Source organism: Amycolatopsis sp. NPDC043885 (assembly GCF_056435685.1).
In genome coordinates this window covers 312,533-328,038 of record NZ_JBWKEA010000005.1, presented here as the reverse complement: position 1 = coordinate 328,038, position 15,506 = coordinate 312,533, and the positions used below count along the sequence as shown (strand labels likewise).

The window sequence follows — 15,506 nt, the reverse complement described above, 5'->3', positions numbered from 1 at the left end:
GGCCGGGCAGGAGAAGGCGCGAAACGTCCAGGGTGAGGACGTCGCGGTGAGCCAGACGGTCCGCGGCCAGTTGCGTGAGCCGCGCCCCCCGGGACGGTCGTGTCGTGATCATCGGGGATCGTCCTGGTCGGATGCGGCGCGGCGGGCCTCGGCGACCTGTGACTGCCACATGACGAACCCGTGGTCGCATTGGTAGCCGGCCTGGTTCCAGGCCCAGGTGTCGCAGCAGTGGCCTCCGACGGCGAAGGACACACCACGATCGACGACGAGCACGGCGGTGGTGGGTGGGACTGCGGTTGGGTGTGTCACGGGGATCAGCTCCTCGAAGGGCCGTGAACGTGGCATGGGGGTTGGTGCTCCGCGCCGGAGCGGGAAGGCGCCGGACAGTGGCGGCCGCCTGCGCTGCGGGCGTCGGGGGTCGCCCGGGCAGCGAGCTGGTCACGGCGCGCACGGCGCGGAGCACCTGGTCGTGGTGACATTCGAGTTCGAGAGGGTCGCTGGCCTGCCGCGGGCGAGCCGGCCCTCACCCGGTGCTCTCTGGCGAGGCGCAGAGGGAGGGGTGCGCGGCGGCTGGTGCGGCCGGTGCTTCCTCGGATGTGAGGGGGAGGGTTTCCAGGACGCGGTCGACGGCGCTTCGCGAGCCGGGGGAACTGTCGCGCAGATGACGCCACCGCACTCCTCGGACTTCCGGGGCCCGCATGCGCAGATCCGTGCGGTGGGCGACCCTGGCCATCACCAGTGTTCCGGCCTGTGCCACGCCGTGCGCTGTCTGACTGGTGGCCCCGAGCCGGCGTACCGGGGTTCGGGAGAAACCCCAATCCGACAGAAGCCACGTGGCGGCGTGCTCGAGCGAACCCTCCGGTACGTGGGCGACCGAGGGCAATTGCCATTCCGGTTCCTGGAATGGCGGTGTCAGGGTGCATTGCAGGACGTCGTCCTGGTGAATAATGGCCACCAGGAGGCAGGTGTTTGCGCTGTCGGAGGTCACGCTGTTCCTCGCGTTGTCGTCTCTTCCCGGATCCAGCGCCGAAAATTGACCGGAATCCGTTGGTGCCGGCCGGATAACCAGTGCGTTCCTGGTGTCTCGGCAGTGTTCTGAGCGTGCCTCGCATGCGCCTGCCGCGGAACCCCGTGGCGTTGCAGCCACTTGCAGCACACTGCAATGCGCGTTGCAGCCCTATTGCAGTTCACGATGCCGGGCGGCACAGTGGAGCAGAATAGGGAGGGCGTGGACAATGAATTTCCGGTGGACGGCGCAATCGGCGATGGCTCTCAAAGCGGCGCTGAACCTGAACCTGGCTACATTTGCCGAGCATCTCGGGCTGAGCCCCAGCACCGTCAACCACTGGAGCGCACCAGGATCGTCGGTCACACCGGGCAGGGAAGCACAAGAGTTGCTGACCGTGGCCCTGAACCAGGCCACCGGCGAGGCGAAGAACCGGTTCTGGGCCACCGTGGCCACCGAAACCGGCGACCCGGCCGGTGCCCCTGAGCGGCTCGATCTTGGCGGGCAGATCCGGGACGGCGCGAAACTGTCGATGACGATGGCCGACGAGGCAGCCCAGCTGGCCTCCAGCGACGAACAGCTGAGCTACCTACGCGACGAGCTCTGCAGGATCGCCGTCGCCTACGTCCACACGCCACTGTCCATCGTGGTCGACGACCTCCGCGACGCGCAGAAAACCCTGGCGGCCATCACCCAGACCGCGCACCGCCCACACAGCGCACACGAAGCGACCGTCCTGTCCGGAGTGCTGTGCCTGCTGCTCGCGCACGCCAGCCAGAACGCGGGCGACCAGAAAGCGGCCCTGCAGCAGCTGCGGTCGGCGAGCACCTTCGCGAACGTCGCGGACAGTGACGCGCTGCGGGCCTGGACACTGGGCTCCGCGGCACTCATGCTCGAGTGGTCCTCGCGCCCCGGCGAAGCCGCCGCACGAGCGCGCGAAGGCCTCCAGTACCCGGTCAGCGCGCAATCGCACCAGCGACTGCTGGCGATCGCCGCCAGGTCAGCCGCCCGAGCCGGGGACGTCCCGGTCGCACGCGACGCGCTCGCCCGGCTCGGCGACCTCGACCCTGCACCCGCCACCCGGGACGACGTCGTCGACTTCGGCGGGCTGCTCAGCTTCCCGGCAACGAAGCTGACCTACTACCAAGGAGGGGCCATGACCCTGCTCGGCGACTACGAGCGGGCCGAACACCACTCGGTGACCGCGATCAACGGCTACGAAACCGGCCCCGTGGAGGAGCGCTCCTACGGCGACGAGGCACTCGCCCGGCTGGACGTGACCCGCGCCCGCCTCGGTCAGGGCAACGTCACCGGCGCACTCGCCGCCGCCGAACCCGTCCTCACCCTCGACACCCAGCTCCGGATCCGGCAGATCGACACCGCCATCGGAGGCCTGCGCGCGGACGCACACGCCCTCGCCGCGCGTCGTCACGGTGACGCCGCCGAGCTCACCGACCGCCTCACCGGCTACCTGGCCGCGGCCCCGCAGACTCCCCGAGCACTACCATCAGCTCGTGCCTGATCACCCGGACACCGCCGCCCTAGTCCACGCGTGCCACGAAGCGGGCCTCGACCCCCGTGGCGCGGTCCTCCTGCGGCGGCACGCCACCACCGTCTACCGCATCCCCGGCCCCGGCCAGGGCCTGATCGCCAAGATCGCCCCGCACACCGCCTGGGCCAGCGCGGAGCGCGCCATCCACCTCACCCGCTGGCTCCGCGCCCACGACTTCCCATGCACCGAACCAGCCGACGTCAGCCAGCCGATCGACCCCGGCGACTTCGTCGTCACCTTCTGGAAGCACTACGACCAAACCCAGCAGCGGGACCTGCCCGGCGCTGCGCACCTCGGAGCGCTACTCCGCACGCTGCATGCTCTGCCCGGGCCGCCCATCGACCTGCCCACGGCCGCGCCGCTGCGGCACTTCGCGGACCTCGTGACCTCCTCGGCCGCCTTGTCCAGCGACGACAAAGCGTGGCTGGTCGCCGAACGCGGCCGCCTGCTCGCCGAGTACGCCGACCTCGACTTCCCCCTCGGCACCGGCATGCTGCACGGCGACGCCTACCCCGGCAACACCCTCTGGGACGGAAACACCGCCCTGCTCGGCGACTGGGACGAACCCGCCTTCGGCCCCCGCGAACTCGACCTCGCACCCACCCTGCAAGGCGGCATCCGCTTCGGACGCAGCACCGCTGAACTCGACGCCTTCACCACCGCCTACGGCTACGACCCTCGCGACTGGCCCGGCATGGCCACGCTCACCGGTCTCCGGGATCTGCACACCCTCGGCTCCTTCATCCGCCGCGCCCAACACGGCGACGCCACCGCTGTGAAGGAACTCGACATCCGGGTCGCGTCCCTGCGTCGACGAGACAACTCTTCCTGGCGCGCCGCATGACCCGCCAGCAACGATGAACGCCATCCACGTCAGCGTCGCCCAAAACCCGCCATTCCACGACAGCGATGACAAGGTCTTCACCACCCGCGACGCCGTCATCGTGCTCGATGGCGCCAGCGCCCACGCGCCTGTCCCGGTCAATCCGTCCACCTACGCCGACACTCTCGGCAGGCACCTCCGCGACCGACTCGATGACGATTCCGACATCGACCTGGCCGACGCCCTCGCCGACGCGATCACCGCCACCACGATCCAGCTGGGCCTGACCGCCGGTAGATCCCCGTCCAGCACGGTGACCATCCTGCGCCGCCGCGACGAGCACGTCGACGTGCTCATGCTCGGCGACAACCTCCTCGTCGCGCCCGGCCGTACCATCACCGATCCCCGGCTCGGCCACCTCGACATCCCAGAACGCCGCCAGTACAAGCAGCGCCTGGCCGCCGGCACGGGATTCGACGACACCCACCGCGGACTGCTGGTCACACTTCAACGCCGGCAAGCGGCAAGCCGCAACCGGCCCGGCGGCTACTGGATCGCCGAAACCGACCCCGCCGCGGCCTAGCACGCCATCCGCGCCACCATCCCCGTCAACCAGATCCCATGGGCGATCGTGGCGACCGACGGCGCCTACACACCCATGGAACACCTGGGAATCACCGACTGGCCCGCCATCAGCGCGATAACTACGGCCGATCTGCACGACATCCTGACCCGCTGCCACACCTGGGAACACGACGCCGATCCCGACGCGCGGACAATACCGCGCGCGAAACGCCACGACGACAAAACCCTTACAGCAGTGCGTATCCGGCTGCGATAGCTAGCGAGCCCTGTCCAGCACCAATAGGTGGTAGCACGGCATCGTTACAGACTGGACATCCTTGTCCTGGCGGGGAGCCACTCAGCGGGAGTGGGTGATCTCGCCACGGGGCGTAGATCCGTCCCCGGAGGTCCGGCTCACACAGGGTTCACGAGGGAGTAATCGCGGCGCAGAAGGCGCTTCCAGTCCCGCAACCGGATACCCCAACGGAGGTTCGCCTTAGATCGGCTAGCCTTAGCCGTGCTGTGAACGGGGTCACCGTTTACAGCACACGAGGTTCCAGACTTCTCCGCGGTGTCTCCAGTCGGGGTAGCCGGAGACACCGGTGAACCCGCGCGTGAGCGCAGGTCCAGTCATCACGACAGGAGAAGTTTTGTTCACCTCCAGAAGAATGAAGAGCACGGTTCCCGCAGGCGGTAATCCGCCTGCGGGAAACCCTGGCCAGGGCCGTTGGAGCGGCCCTGGCTGGAACCGTTTCTTCATCCTGCTCCAGCTGGCAAACCAGCTGGCGGCCCTGACCCTCGTGCTCCTGAAGGTGTGAGGTCCTAGGCGCAGGGTCGGGTGGCCACTCAATGGCCGCTCGACCCTGTCAGGTCGCGCCGCCCTGGGCGACGCGGTGTCACCCCTAGAGGTGACACCGGCCAGAGAGTACCGCATGGCTCAGTAACGTTACGAAGTAACGTTACTGAGCCATCGGCAACGCTGCGCCGCCTTGGGTTTTGCCAGCTGGAACCGAGGCCTCGGTCACCACGCAGGAGCCGATCACTCGCGACACCGTGAAGGCCGTGTTCAACGCTAGTCGAGGAACCAGAGCTGGTCTTCGGCCTGGTCGAGGCAGTCGTACTGGAACGCACGCGCGCCGTTGACGTTGTTCGCCCCGGACACCGCGAGGCACCGGTCCGTGTAGGAATTGCGGAAGCGTTCCAGAAAGTGACCTTCGGCGTCGCGGCCCCTGTCTTCAATGATCCAGGCCTGGTTTTCGTAAACGGTGCAGTCGTATTGGTAGGCGGCCGCGCCGTTGACGTTGTTGGTGCCCTGCACGACGAGACAACGACCCGTGTTCGCGTTGCGGAGCCAGTAGCGGGCTTCCGGGCCTTCACCCGAGTAGTGCACCACATTCCACAACTGGTCCACGTAGTTGTTGTTGCAGTCGTACTGGTAGGCCGGTCCGCCGTTGATGTCGCTCCGGCCGTGCACTGCCAGACAACGGTCGGTGTACGAGTTGCGGTACCGCCACGGGCCGGCTCGGCGAGCGATGCGATCCTGCACCCCGATGGTGGACTGCGAGTCCGCGGCCGCACCGACCTGCGGTACCGCCGCGTGGCTGGGCTCCGCTACCGACAACAGCGACAACGCCGAAACGGTCGCGACCAGGACGGCGCGCAAGGATGTGTGTGGGTGAACTGCGACGAAGGCTTGCACGGTCGTGACGACAGTGCGGGCAGTCAGTCGGCTACCTGTACCGGCTCTTCCGGGAAGCGGCCTGCCAGCAAGCACGCCACGAGAGCGGCAAGACTTGCGGGAAGCAGCTTGTCGGCTGTGACCTCGAGTTCAGCCACCGTCCACCAACGGCGTTCGAGGACGCTCTCTCGTTCGTTCACGGTCGGCGTAAGGGCCGCCGTGGGCTGGACGTCGCCGATCCTGGCGAGGAAGACGTGATCGAGACGGTGATGGTCGCAGCCGCGGTAAGTGAAGCGGCTCTCGCGGGTCCACAACTCGCGATCCACTGTGGACAGCGCGATGCCGGACTCCTCCCTGATCTCGCGGCGGGCGGCATCCGGGAGCGTTTCACCGGCCTCGACGCCGCCACCGGGGAGCTCCCACCACCGGTGCCCGGGATCATCGGGATCGCACGCGTGAATGAGTAGAAGACGGTCGTGAGCGTCAAGCAGCAGGACCCGGGCGCCGACTCGTGGTTGCTTGGTGGGCATGGCACGGTTCCTCGGGTTCTTCGGTCAGGCACGGGAGTGCGCAGGAGTTAAGTGTCGTACGGAGATACAGTTTACCCAGCGGGGCAACGCTAGCAGGCACGCGGATTAGACCCGGCCCGTCAGACAACGCGAACTCGGAGAAGGGCGACGGGGCAGACTGCAACCTGCGCCGTCGACCCCAGGCGAACCGCCTACTTGGGGAGCAAGTTCGATCCCTCGAGCGGAGCGCGAACGTCTACGAGTGCGGAGTGAATCATCTGCGCAGCGCGATTCCCAAAACAGAAATCGGGACGGGTTGTGTTGCCTGGTGCAGCGCTCGATGCGACGCTGCACCAGGCGAAGCTCAACGGGGTACATCACCCCCGTCCGCGCCATTCTTCCCGCTGGCCTTCGGAGGATGGGGAAGTAGTGCTCGGAAGGAGGCGGCCCAGCGTCGGTCTTCACGGAGCAGGCCGGGCAGCGCCTTGAGGATCGGGACAGCGAGCGTCAGAACCCGCTCGTTCTCGGCGCCAGTCTTGATCAACCAGCGGAGGAACCAAATCGCTAGGGCCATCGTAGTTAGTCGCACTATGGCTGCGAGGGAGCCCAACCCCAACGCGCCTGCGACGTAAACGTTAACCGGACTTGATCATGAGAGAACCCTTTCGGTTTGCGTGCCCGCAATTTGCGGGTCGCCCGCAGCGGAGCGGCGCCATGCACGCGCGCCCAGCCTGTTCACCAGTGTGCGGCGTACTACATCGTACTTCGGAGTCAGCACCCCCATACTGCGGTGTGGCCACGGGTTAACAGCCGCAGCCGATCGGTTCCGCGTTGTGGCCCTGCGGAGGTCCGCAAGTCTCGCCAGGGTTGCTGGTCGGAGCTGGCTGGAGTGCCGTTCTCACGTCAAGGCTCACGGGAAGATTTCCCGACGTCTGTGGCGATGCCACATTCGCCCATACTGCACTTTGTTTCCGTGGACTTCTCGGGTCGGTTGACTTCATCCATTCGGCTGCGCTAACCCAATGGGCGTCAGGCATCCTCGTTCCGGAACGGCACGGCTCTCAGGTGAAGCTCGGAGCCGGTTTCTGGTCTGCCCGGGCACGTTTGCTGTCGCGGGGGTGGATTGATCAAGGAGGGTCACTCCTAGTACGGTCTCGTGCGTGCATGGTGAGCGGGGGAGTGGTGAGCCGCGTCTCGTGACCGTCGCCCGTCAAGTCAAGACCGGTCTGCGAGGCCTATCCGACTTCATGGACGTGTTCGCGACCGCGACGGTGTACGCCCGACGGCCACGACGGACTGCGTTGCTGGTGACCGAATTAGGAGAGCGGGGACGATGGACTGTGGTGTTTTCCTCGCTGGACCGGCTCGCCCTGCACGCCGGCGAATGTGACTACTTGTCCGCGACGGGCGCGGATTTTATGGAATTAGTTCCGGAAGGGGTCGCGGTGATGGTCGACCCCGATGACGACCATCGTTTTCCGGTGCTATCGCAGGTGGCTCCTGCGGATTTCGTAGCCCGGGTGCGGGCTGGGAAATCACGGGACTAAGTGAGCGTCCGGCTTGTGCGGGCCGGTGGACGACGGGGGAGGGATCACGAGGGGTGGACGGCCCGGGTTTTCATGTGGAGCTCGAGGTGCTGGAAAGCGCGTCGAAAAGCATGGGTGAGATCGTGCACGACCAGGAGGGGTTCGAGCTGCGCGGCTTGTGTGGCGAACCCGCGTTGTACGGGCATGACGGGGTTCATGCCGCGTTGGCGGAGTTCTGCGGGCGGTGGAGTGTCGGGCTGGACGCGCTGGCGGATCGCGCTCGCGATCTCGGGGGTCTGCTGGGTGCGGCGGCGAAGGCCTACCGCGAGGTCGAGCACACCAACCTCGCCGCGCTGAAGACCGATCCCGGGCTCGGCTCGGTCAGCGCACCGCCCCGCGTCGGGAGCGGCCGGTGAAGGCCGCGGAGCTGGGACAGACCGACGACCCGAAAGCGCTGGTACCGGGCAATCCCGACGCGGTGTTCGAGAACGCGCGGGTGCTGCACGAACGGGCTCGGGACGCACTCGATGCGGGGGAGGCGCTCAAGCGCATCGACACCGGAGCGTGGCAGGGGCCGGCGTCGAATCAGTTCCACGATGATCACCAGACCGAGGTGCCGCGCTGGGGCACGGCCGGTGACTCGCTGGACAACGCCGCGCTCGCGCTGACCGACCTCGCCAACTGCCTGGCCTGGGCCCAAGGCCAGGCCACGGAGGCGATCGCCCAGTGGGAGCAAGGCGAGGCCGACACCCAGCGCGCGGTCGATGCCCACGGCCAGGCCTGCGCCCAGGCCGAGGCGCAGAACCGGGCGAACATCGAGCGGGGCGACCCGACCGTCGTGCAGCCACCGCCCTTCACCGATCCCGGTGCGGCGAAACGCCAAGCTGCCCGCGACATCCTGAACCGGGCCCGCCAGCAGCTGGCCAGTGAAGGGGGCCGGTGCGCCGAGGCGCTGAAGGCCGAAGCCGCGTTAGCGCCCCAGGACTCCCGGAAACAGGCCGACGCGAACTTCTACGGCGGCATGGTCGACAGCGCCCTAGGCGTTCTCGAAGGACTGTGGGGCGCGGTCAGCGACCCGGGCGGCACGGTCGCCGCGATGGCCCACAACCTCACCCACCCCGTCGACACCCTCAAGTCGATGATCGCCTGGGACGACTGGGCCGCCGGCCGCGGCGACCGGGCGCTGGGGAAGATCACCGGCGACATGGTCATCGCCGCCGCCACCTTCGGCGCCGGGAAACTCATCAAGGACGGTCTCGGCCGCCACCACGACAGCGACAACCCCCATCCGCCAGGTCACGACGGCCCGGCGGCGCCGGGGCCGCGTCCGGTGTACGAACCGACCCGGAACCGGGTGAAACTCCGGCAGGGAACCAAACGAGCCATCTACCGGGACGCCGAGCGGCAGCCGGACGGCTCCGGCGACTTCGTGTGCCAGGCGTCCCGGGAACGGATCCCCGCCGCGCACAATCCCGACGGCAGCCTCGTCAAGATCGACCCGGACACCGGCAAACCGGACCCCGCAGGCATGACAGTCCCGGAGCCGGGGAAATACGAATTCGGGCACCAACCCGGCTCGGAATGGTGGCGGTACAAAGAGGAAGCCGAAGCGGGCGGCTACCCACGTGAGAAGGTCATCGAAGACCAGAACGATCCCGGCCGCTACCGGCTGGAAACACCCGAGGCCAACCACGGCCACAAATACGAACTACCACCGTAAACCGCGTGAAACGGCCAGGTAGCATGTGGAGCAACGGAAACGAGGTGTGATGACCAACTCGGACCGCGAGGGACGCGACGAACTTCATTACGCGGCACAGAAAGGCGACGTCGCCGCGATTCAGCGTCGCTTGGCCGACGGTGTCGACGTGAACATCACCGAGAAACGTAGCCAGTACACGCCGCTGCATTTCGCGGTACAAGAGGGCAAGGTCGACGCCGCCCGCGCGTTGCTCGACGCCGGAGCGGACGTCCAGGCCGTCTATACCCCGGGTGCGACACCGCTGCACCTCGCGGTCATCCGATGGCGCAAAGCGCCCGACGGCGCCATGATCAAGCTCCTGCTCGCCCGAGGCGCGGACAAGACCGCGACCGAGACCAACGGCCACACCCCGGCCGAGATCACCAAGGGCCAGTACGGATTCCCCGCCGACCTCACGGAGCTGCTGCAACCATGACCGAGCAGGCCCTCGACGACCACCTCACCCGCTACCTCGGCCCCGGCAGGCGGGAGACCGAGGTCGACGGTGTCGAGATCTGGCGGCATGAACGCCCCGAGTACGTCACCTTCGCCACCCACGGCCTGTCCAGCCAGCCCATCACCGCGGTGTACCCGCAGGAACTCGTGTGCTCCGTCGAGCACGGCCAGGACGGCGCCGCGCTCTTCCTCGTGCAAGCCACGCTCAAGATCGTTCAGGAGAATCGGCGCGGCGTCGTGAACAACCAGGTGATCCGCAACGACCAGCCGCTGCTCGTCGACACGGAGATCACCGGCGTCCTCGTCGGCGGGCACCCCTACCTCGACGACTTCGACGTGATCTTCGGTGCCGACCGGAAGGTGCTGGTCGAGCTGATGACGTTGATTCCGCTCACCAGCGGCGAAGTCGCTCGATCCACCAGTGCCGGCGTCGACGCGCTGCTCGATCACCTCGAGGACACAGACCCGCCCCTGCTGAACATCCAGCGGACCTCGACCGCCTGAGACGCCCTGGGGACTCGGCTCGGACATCCCGGGCCGATGGCACGCGGATCCTCGGGCGGCGACTGCGCATGAGAACCAGACACCCGACCTGAATACCCGTCCATGAAGCCCAGACAGGAACATCACATGAGCGGTGGCATCAACCCGACCGACAACCCCGGCCCGACACAGACCTGCGCTCCTGCGTTCGACGCGGCGGCCCTACGCGGTGTTCTCGGCGAGCTGGCCCTGGTGTGCGAGGACATGATCGCCGACGCGAACGAAGCCGACGCGACGATGATGAGCCTGTCCGAAGCCTGCGAGACCCGGCTCGCACACCGAATCGCGAACCGCATGACCCACGACCAGCCCGATCCGGTGGGGGCGCAGTTGTCGATGCGGAGCAACATCGCGAACAACGTGGCCCGGGAACGCCGTAAGGCGGCACGGGAATTCGTCGCGTGGTGGTCGGACGTGGCCTCGCTCGCCCTCGCCGCGGCGGGAACCCGCCAGACCGTGCCGTCAGCCCGAGTAGTGGCAGCAGACCCCACCATCCTGCTGGGCGACGAAGACCTTCGCGTCCTGCCCGACATCTCCGCCACCGACCGGGACCTCACACTCCTGGCAGCCAGACTGGCGATGACCCCTGCGCCCCCGGGTGAGCACGGGCGGGACATGGCGACCGTGGCGATCGAACGTGCGGGACGGCTCGGTTTGCAGATCCGCTACGGCAACGGAGAACCCACGCTGTCCGAGGACGGAAACGCCGAGGCACGACGACGCCGCCTCTGGGGCACACCGTGGACTGAGGCCCGCGCGCCACTCCTGCCAGAACCCGAGCAGCTGACCGACTGGCTCGCCCAATGCAAGATCGCAGAACCTGCGAGCACGGAGATACTCGGGGCAGCCCGCGAGGTTGCCGTCGCCACCATGGCCCACCTGCGGGCTCTCGAACTGGAGGACGACGACTCCGAGGACGGCCCGGACGTGATGGCCGAGATCGAGACCCTGTACGAGCAGGCTGATCAACTCACGGACCTAGTCGCCACCTACTCGCGAAAGGTCACGGATGCCCTGTGCGGGGACCTCGGCAACTAGGGACGCTGATTGACCCTGTCGTCCGCGGTCTGCGATGTGTACTTTTCTCGCTGTTCCGCAGCCCGTGATCCTGCGCAATCGTCGGTCCGTGTCTTCATCGCCTGCGATGCCGGTGTTTCCGAGTGCGGCCAGGCACCAGCGTACGCAGAATCCGGCAACAACCGAGCATGGCGCTCCACAGTTCCTGCCCTGCATGCAAGGGCGCGGTCGGCCGCCCGGCAGTGTCCGCCAGTCGACGCTAGACGACGGCGGGCACGGGCGCGCTCGGTAGCGTCAGTGCGCGTGACCCAGGGATGGCTACCATCAGCCGAGTATTACGCCACACTCCCGACACTGATCGGCAGCGGCGGCGTCCTCTGCCGTGACGCCCACGGCCGCGTTCTGCTCGTGGAAACCAACTACCGGACCGACGACATCTACGAAATCCCCGGTGGGGCTCTCAACCATGGCGAATCGCCCAGAGCCTGTGCCGGCCGCGAAGCCGAAGAAGAACTTGGCATCACAGTCCGGGTTGGCCGGTTGCTCGTCGAAGACTGGGTGCCCTCCCTGCCGGACGGCCGCCCGGCTCTGGCGAACCACGTTTTCGACGGCGGCGTCCTCACCGACGAGCAGATCGCCACTCTGCGGCCCGCCGACCGCGAGGTGAAGAGCTGGAGATTCTGTACCCCTGATGAAGCCACGGAACTGCTTCGTCCGCAGCTCGCCCGCCGTATTCTGCATTGCATCGAGGCCGTGGATACCGGTACGTCGTTCTACCTGGAGAACGGATTCGATCCGTTGACAGCCGACGTCACCTCGTAGGTTCCGATGCCAGCGAACCGCCGCACACAGACAGCCTCACCAGGATTTGGCCCGCCTCGGCCCGGCTCGCCGGAATGTTTGATCATCGCCGGTGTCGAGCCGCGATCGACTTCCAGCTCAACTACCCTGATGTAGCGGCCGCAGTGTTTTCGCCAGCTCATGTGGTTCTGGATTGCCTCGTGTGTGCCGCTCGGCGTGATCGAAGGATTGTCTGGCATCCCTTGTACCCACGCCAAGATTTGGTGCTGGGGACTTGGCTCTGGAATCCACTCGATCGGGTGACGGTCCCTGCAGTGTGCGGTACCGACCTCAGGTCGGTGGCGGTGCCCGACGCTACAGTGCACGGCCATGGTCGTCACCGCGATCTCCGCGAAGGAGCCACCCTGCCCGAACGGCATCGTCAAGGCCGTCTCGCCGCACGTGGAGTTGAGCCCCTTCGGGCCCGCCCAGCTGCTGGGAACCTGCCCGTTTTGTGGGTCACGGGCGTTCAGAGTCCGCCCCGCGTTCGACACGTTCCACTGCTTTGGCTGCGGCGCCGGGGGCGACACACCGATGTTCGAGGTCGCGATCAGTCACGTGCGGGAGAGCCCGAACGAGTAGCGCTCCGCGTTGCCGGGGAGCCTGTTCGCCATTTCCGCGGTGACCCACGAGGCCGTCCCGGAGGCTCAAGCCGTTCAGGCAGTCCATCAGCGCACGCGGTGAAGGTGTTGTAGACGAGAGCGGCTTCGTCCTCGCCAGCGACCAGGTCCCGGCGGAACACGTGCGCGACATAGACACAGTCCTGCTGCCCAGGTCCAACGAACATGCGACGCAGCATGCCGGGGACGAACTGCGCTGTCGACCAGCGCCAATCGGGTACTCGGCGAGTTCGAGCCACGGCCGTGATCTGGCGCGCCCCGGAAGCTGCACAGATCACGGCACCGTATCGCGCACTGCCCAGAACCACTCGATCGGGTAGACCCGCGCGCCCCGGAAAGGGGCATTTCTTGTGCGTCCGGTGCTATTAGAGCGGACACAGCGCCTGTTTCTCGCCACGACCCGTATTGACTGAGAACCAGCTCGCTCGAAAATCACGCTGCCAGCGCTGGCCGTCGCTCGATCGTGGCCGCGCCTGGCCTGAAATGCTTTTCCGGTGACGACATCCGAGGTGGCAGTGACCACCGACCTATACGACAGCGACTTCAAAGCGATCGAGTTCATCGGGCCTACCGACCAAGCATTGTTCGCTGGGGCAGCCGAATGGCTCGCCGAGCACGAGAACGTGATCATCCGTGCAGTGACCTACGACTTCTATGCACGCACTGACGAGAACGACTATGCACTTACCGTCATCTACGAGCCGGTATAGCCTGCAGGTTCCAGCCCACGACTGCGGTTAGACCACGACGTCGGTGTGCTGGCACGTGGAAGTCGGTGCCACCACGCACCTTCGGCCAGACAGTCCGTGGCCCCTGCAGCTTGGGAAGCTAGTCAGGGGTTCTCGGATGGGGCGTCCGGGAGCGCCAGTTCGACGCGCCCGCTGACAGCGCGTTCTGCGGCTTCGGGATCGGTGGCTAAGGCAACCCGGACAATGGTGTTCTCGCCCGGAGTCAGGACGCCTTTCCGGCCATCGTCGCTCGTCGGTGTCCAGGCGGCTGCTTCGGCGAACTGGTCGATGTAACCGACTTTCCAGTCCCGATCCTCGATAGTCACCGTAAGTTCGTGAGTAACACGGAAGAGTCTCGGTAGGCGGAGGTCGGTGTCGGCGTCTTGGAGAGTCAAGGGGAGCGCCGTCCAGGCACGCCTCACCTCGCCGCCGTCAAGAAGCACCGCCGCATTGAACCACGCGAGCAGCTGACCTGCGTCGGTGGCGGCCATGTCCGGCGCTGATAGCTTGATCGGGATTTTGGTCTGCAGCAGCGTGAGGGCCGCGCATACCGCCGTGCGGTGATCGAGGACTTCGGGCTCTGCGAACAACGTGTCGGGAAGGGTGCCGAGTGACAGCACGGCTGGGCCGCCTGGGATGTTGAGACTCACCGACGCACCGTCGCGCATGGCGGAAACAGCGGCGAGAGTCTCCAACGCCGTCTGGGGATCTACGCCGGAGATGTCTCGCATGCTGAGCGACAGGCTGGCTTGACGGTCCTGGTGTGAGACCAGGATGGTCACTCCCAGGACACCGCTGGGGTCTTCGCCGGTCCAAGCCTGACGGGTCTGGTCGTTGACGCCTGTGGTTGGCGGGTTCATGAGTAGGCTGGCTCGGTGCTCGACACGCTCCTGGTCGTTCTCGACGGCGACCACGAGGTCGAACGGCCGTGGTTGGGTATCGCCTCCCGGGAGAATGCTGAGCGTTCCTGTGCTTAGGTCCGGCAGCTCGAAACTGTCAGGCGAACCAGTGACGGCAACCTCAGCTGGAACGCCATGCAGGGGGACGCCATAGGCGAGAAACTGCGTCACCGCTTCATGCTCCGTCGGCGATGTCGGTTTGAAGGTAACGGAGAGCTTGTCGGGTAGTGGTCGGTCAAGCGGAACCTCGTTGTAGCGTTGGAAGACGTCAACTTGGGCGAGGATCCCGTCCCGAACGATGGCACTCGAGTAAACCAGGTCCTGAAGGTCTGGTGGCATTTGGAACGTGCCGTCAGCTGGAGCCGTATCGGCGGTCAGGCGGTAGCGGTAGTGCGGGTCGATCGCATTGAGGGCTTTCGCAAGCGCCATCAGGCCCTCGAGCGCGGTCTCCGTCGAGATGATCTGGCCGGTCTCGGCTGCCCGATCGAGCCCGGCGGCCCGGACGAAGTCTCGGACGGTGTCCAGGACACGCTGCTTCCCATCCATCAGGTAGTAGTCGATGACGTCTTGAAACTGGGCCGCCCACCCATCCAGTGTGGCGAGTCCGGTCCAGGCCGATGGGATGCCAGAGCCGGTGGTCAGCTCGTTGAGCCAGGCGATGTCTTCCCGGGTGGGGTCGATCGGCCTGACCACATGCCACTTCGTCACCTCTACGCGCTGCTTCTCGGTGTACGCGAGCATCCGTTCCCATGACTTTCTGATCTGCCTCTTGTGGGACGCGCTCAGCGCTGTCGCGAAGCTTTTGACCTGGTAGACCTCCCACTTCCGTGCGCTGTGAGGAACGACGACGTCGAGGCCGCCATCGCCCTGCGAAGGACGGATCCTCCGGCCGTGAGGATGCTGGCGCAGCAACATGATCGCTACAACGGCCTCGATGTCGTCGCCGCCGTACGTCGACCACGCCACACGCCCTGTCATCCTCGTCCACCTGTTCGCCGAGCCAC

Annotated in this window: 18 protein-coding genes; 13 read left to right on the top strand and 5 right to left on the bottom strand. The window is 66.6% G+C overall.

The window, feature by feature from the left end:
* Nucleotides 1–108 precede the first annotated feature (108 nt).
* Together AC069I_RS19000 and AC069I_RS18995 are read right to left on the bottom strand one after the other, a co-directional pair.
* A complete protein-coding gene (locus AC069I_RS19000; RefSeq protein ID WP_478266050.1) occupies nt 109–309 on the bottom strand; it encodes a hypothetical protein in 201 nt (66 codons plus the stop codon).
* A gap of 214 nt (nt 310–523) precedes the next feature.
* Nucleotides 524–988 carry a hypothetical protein gene (locus AC069I_RS18995; RefSeq protein WP_478266049.1) on the bottom strand — a complete coding sequence of 155 codons (465 nt, stop codon included), beginning with the start codon at nt 986–988 and terminating at the stop codon, nt 524–526.
* A gap of 277 nt (nt 989–1,265) precedes the next feature.
* On the opposite strand from AC069I_RS18995, the gene AC069I_RS18990 reads away from it, so the two are divergent.
* Genes AC069I_RS18990 through AC069I_RS18975 form a run of 4 tightly spaced genes read left to right on the top strand, consistent with a single transcriptional unit; the run spans nt 1,266 to nt 4,222 of the window.
* Complete coding sequence (locus AC069I_RS18990) at nt 1,266–2,528, top strand: hypothetical protein (RefSeq protein WP_478266048.1); 1,263 nt, start codon at nt 1,266–1,268, stop codon at nt 2,526–2,528.
* Nucleotides 2,521–3,402: a phosphotransferase gene (locus AC069I_RS18985; RefSeq protein WP_478266047.1), complete on the top strand. Its 882-nt coding sequence runs from the start codon at nt 2,521–2,523 to the stop codon at nt 3,400–3,402. Before AC069I_RS18990 ends, AC069I_RS18985 begins: the two co-directional genes overlap by 8 nt.
* A 13-nt stretch (nt 3,403–3,415) precedes the next feature.
* A complete protein-coding gene (locus AC069I_RS18980) occupies nt 3,416–3,964 on the top strand; it encodes a hypothetical protein (protein ID WP_478266046.1) in 549 nt (182 codons plus the stop codon).
* Between the two features lie 48 nt (nt 3,965–4,012).
* A complete protein-coding gene (locus AC069I_RS18975) occupies nt 4,013–4,222 on the top strand; it encodes a hypothetical protein (protein ID WP_478266045.1) in 210 nt (69 codons plus the stop codon).
* A 795-nt stretch (nt 4,223–5,017) separates the two neighbouring features.
* Here the strand turns inward: AC069I_RS18975 and AC069I_RS18970 are convergent.
* Together AC069I_RS18970 and AC069I_RS18965 are read right to left on the bottom strand one after the other, a co-directional pair.
* Nucleotides 5,018–5,608 (bottom strand): RICIN domain-containing protein, encoded by a 591-nt coding sequence (locus AC069I_RS18970; RefSeq protein ID WP_478266044.1) that lies wholly within the window; start codon nt 5,606–5,608, stop codon nt 5,018–5,020.
* 59 nt (nt 5,609–5,667) lie between these two features.
* Nucleotides 5,668–6,153, bottom strand: coding sequence for an NUDIX hydrolase (locus AC069I_RS18965; protein WP_478266043.1), 486 nt, complete (start codon nt 6,151–6,153; stop codon nt 5,668–5,670).
* Nucleotides 6,154–7,292: 1,139 nt separating this feature from the next.
* Between AC069I_RS18965 and AC069I_RS18960 the strand changes: the two genes are divergently transcribed.
* The 9 genes from AC069I_RS18960 to AC069I_RS18920 all read left to right on the top strand — a co-directional run bounded on the left by AC069I_RS18960 (nt 7,293) and on the right by AC069I_RS18920 (nt 13,585).
* Nucleotides 7,293–7,679: an SseB family protein gene (locus AC069I_RS18960; RefSeq protein WP_478266042.1), complete on the top strand. Its 387-nt coding sequence runs from the start codon at nt 7,293–7,295 to the stop codon at nt 7,677–7,679.
* A 74-nt stretch (nt 7,680–7,753) separates the two neighbouring features.
* Entirely contained in the window at nt 7,754–8,074 is a 321-nt protein-coding gene (locus AC069I_RS18955) for a hypothetical protein (protein WP_233621531.1), read from the top strand.
* Nucleotides 8,071–9,378, top strand: a complete 1,308-nt coding sequence (locus AC069I_RS18950; protein WP_478266041.1) for a putative T7SS-secreted protein — start codon at nt 8,071–8,073, stop codon at nt 9,376–9,378. Before AC069I_RS18955 ends, AC069I_RS18950 begins: the two co-directional genes overlap by 4 nt.
* Nucleotides 9,379–9,427: 49 nt before the next feature.
* The gene (locus AC069I_RS18945; protein WP_478266040.1) at nt 9,428–9,835 is read left to right on the top strand and encodes an ankyrin repeat domain-containing protein; all 408 of its coding nucleotides are present in this window, start codon (nt 9,428–9,430) and stop codon (nt 9,833–9,835) included.
* A complete protein-coding gene (locus AC069I_RS18940; RefSeq protein WP_478266039.1) occupies nt 9,832–10,359 on the top strand; it encodes a suppressor of fused domain protein in 528 nt (175 codons plus the stop codon). The genes AC069I_RS18945 and AC069I_RS18940 overlap by 4 nt, the downstream gene beginning before the upstream one ends.
* A 126-nt stretch (nt 10,360–10,485) precedes the next feature.
* Entirely contained in the window at nt 10,486–11,436 is a 951-nt protein-coding gene (locus AC069I_RS18935) for a hypothetical protein (protein WP_478266038.1), read from the top strand.
* A gap of 282 nt (nt 11,437–11,718) precedes the next feature.
* Complete coding sequence (locus AC069I_RS18930) at nt 11,719–12,237, top strand: NUDIX domain-containing protein (RefSeq protein ID WP_478266037.1); 519 nt, start codon at nt 11,719–11,721, stop codon at nt 12,235–12,237.
* Between the two features lie 348 nt (nt 12,238–12,585).
* On the top strand, nt 12,586–12,837 hold the full coding sequence (locus tag AC069I_RS18925) for a CHC2 zinc finger domain-containing protein (RefSeq protein WP_478266036.1): 252 nt from the start codon (nt 12,586–12,588) through the stop codon (nt 12,835–12,837).
* Nucleotides 12,838–13,369: 532 nt separating this feature from the next.
* Nucleotides 13,370–13,585 (top strand): hypothetical protein, encoded by a 216-nt coding sequence (locus tag AC069I_RS18920; RefSeq protein WP_478266035.1) that lies wholly within the window; start codon nt 13,370–13,372, stop codon nt 13,583–13,585.
* A 122-nt stretch (nt 13,586–13,707) separates the two neighbouring features.
* Here the strand turns inward: AC069I_RS18920 and AC069I_RS18915 are convergent, their stop codons facing one another.
* Entirely contained in the window at nt 13,708–15,480 is a 1,773-nt protein-coding gene (locus AC069I_RS18915) for a hypothetical protein (RefSeq protein ID WP_478266034.1), read from the bottom strand.
* Nucleotides 15,481–15,506 lie beyond the last annotated feature (26 nt).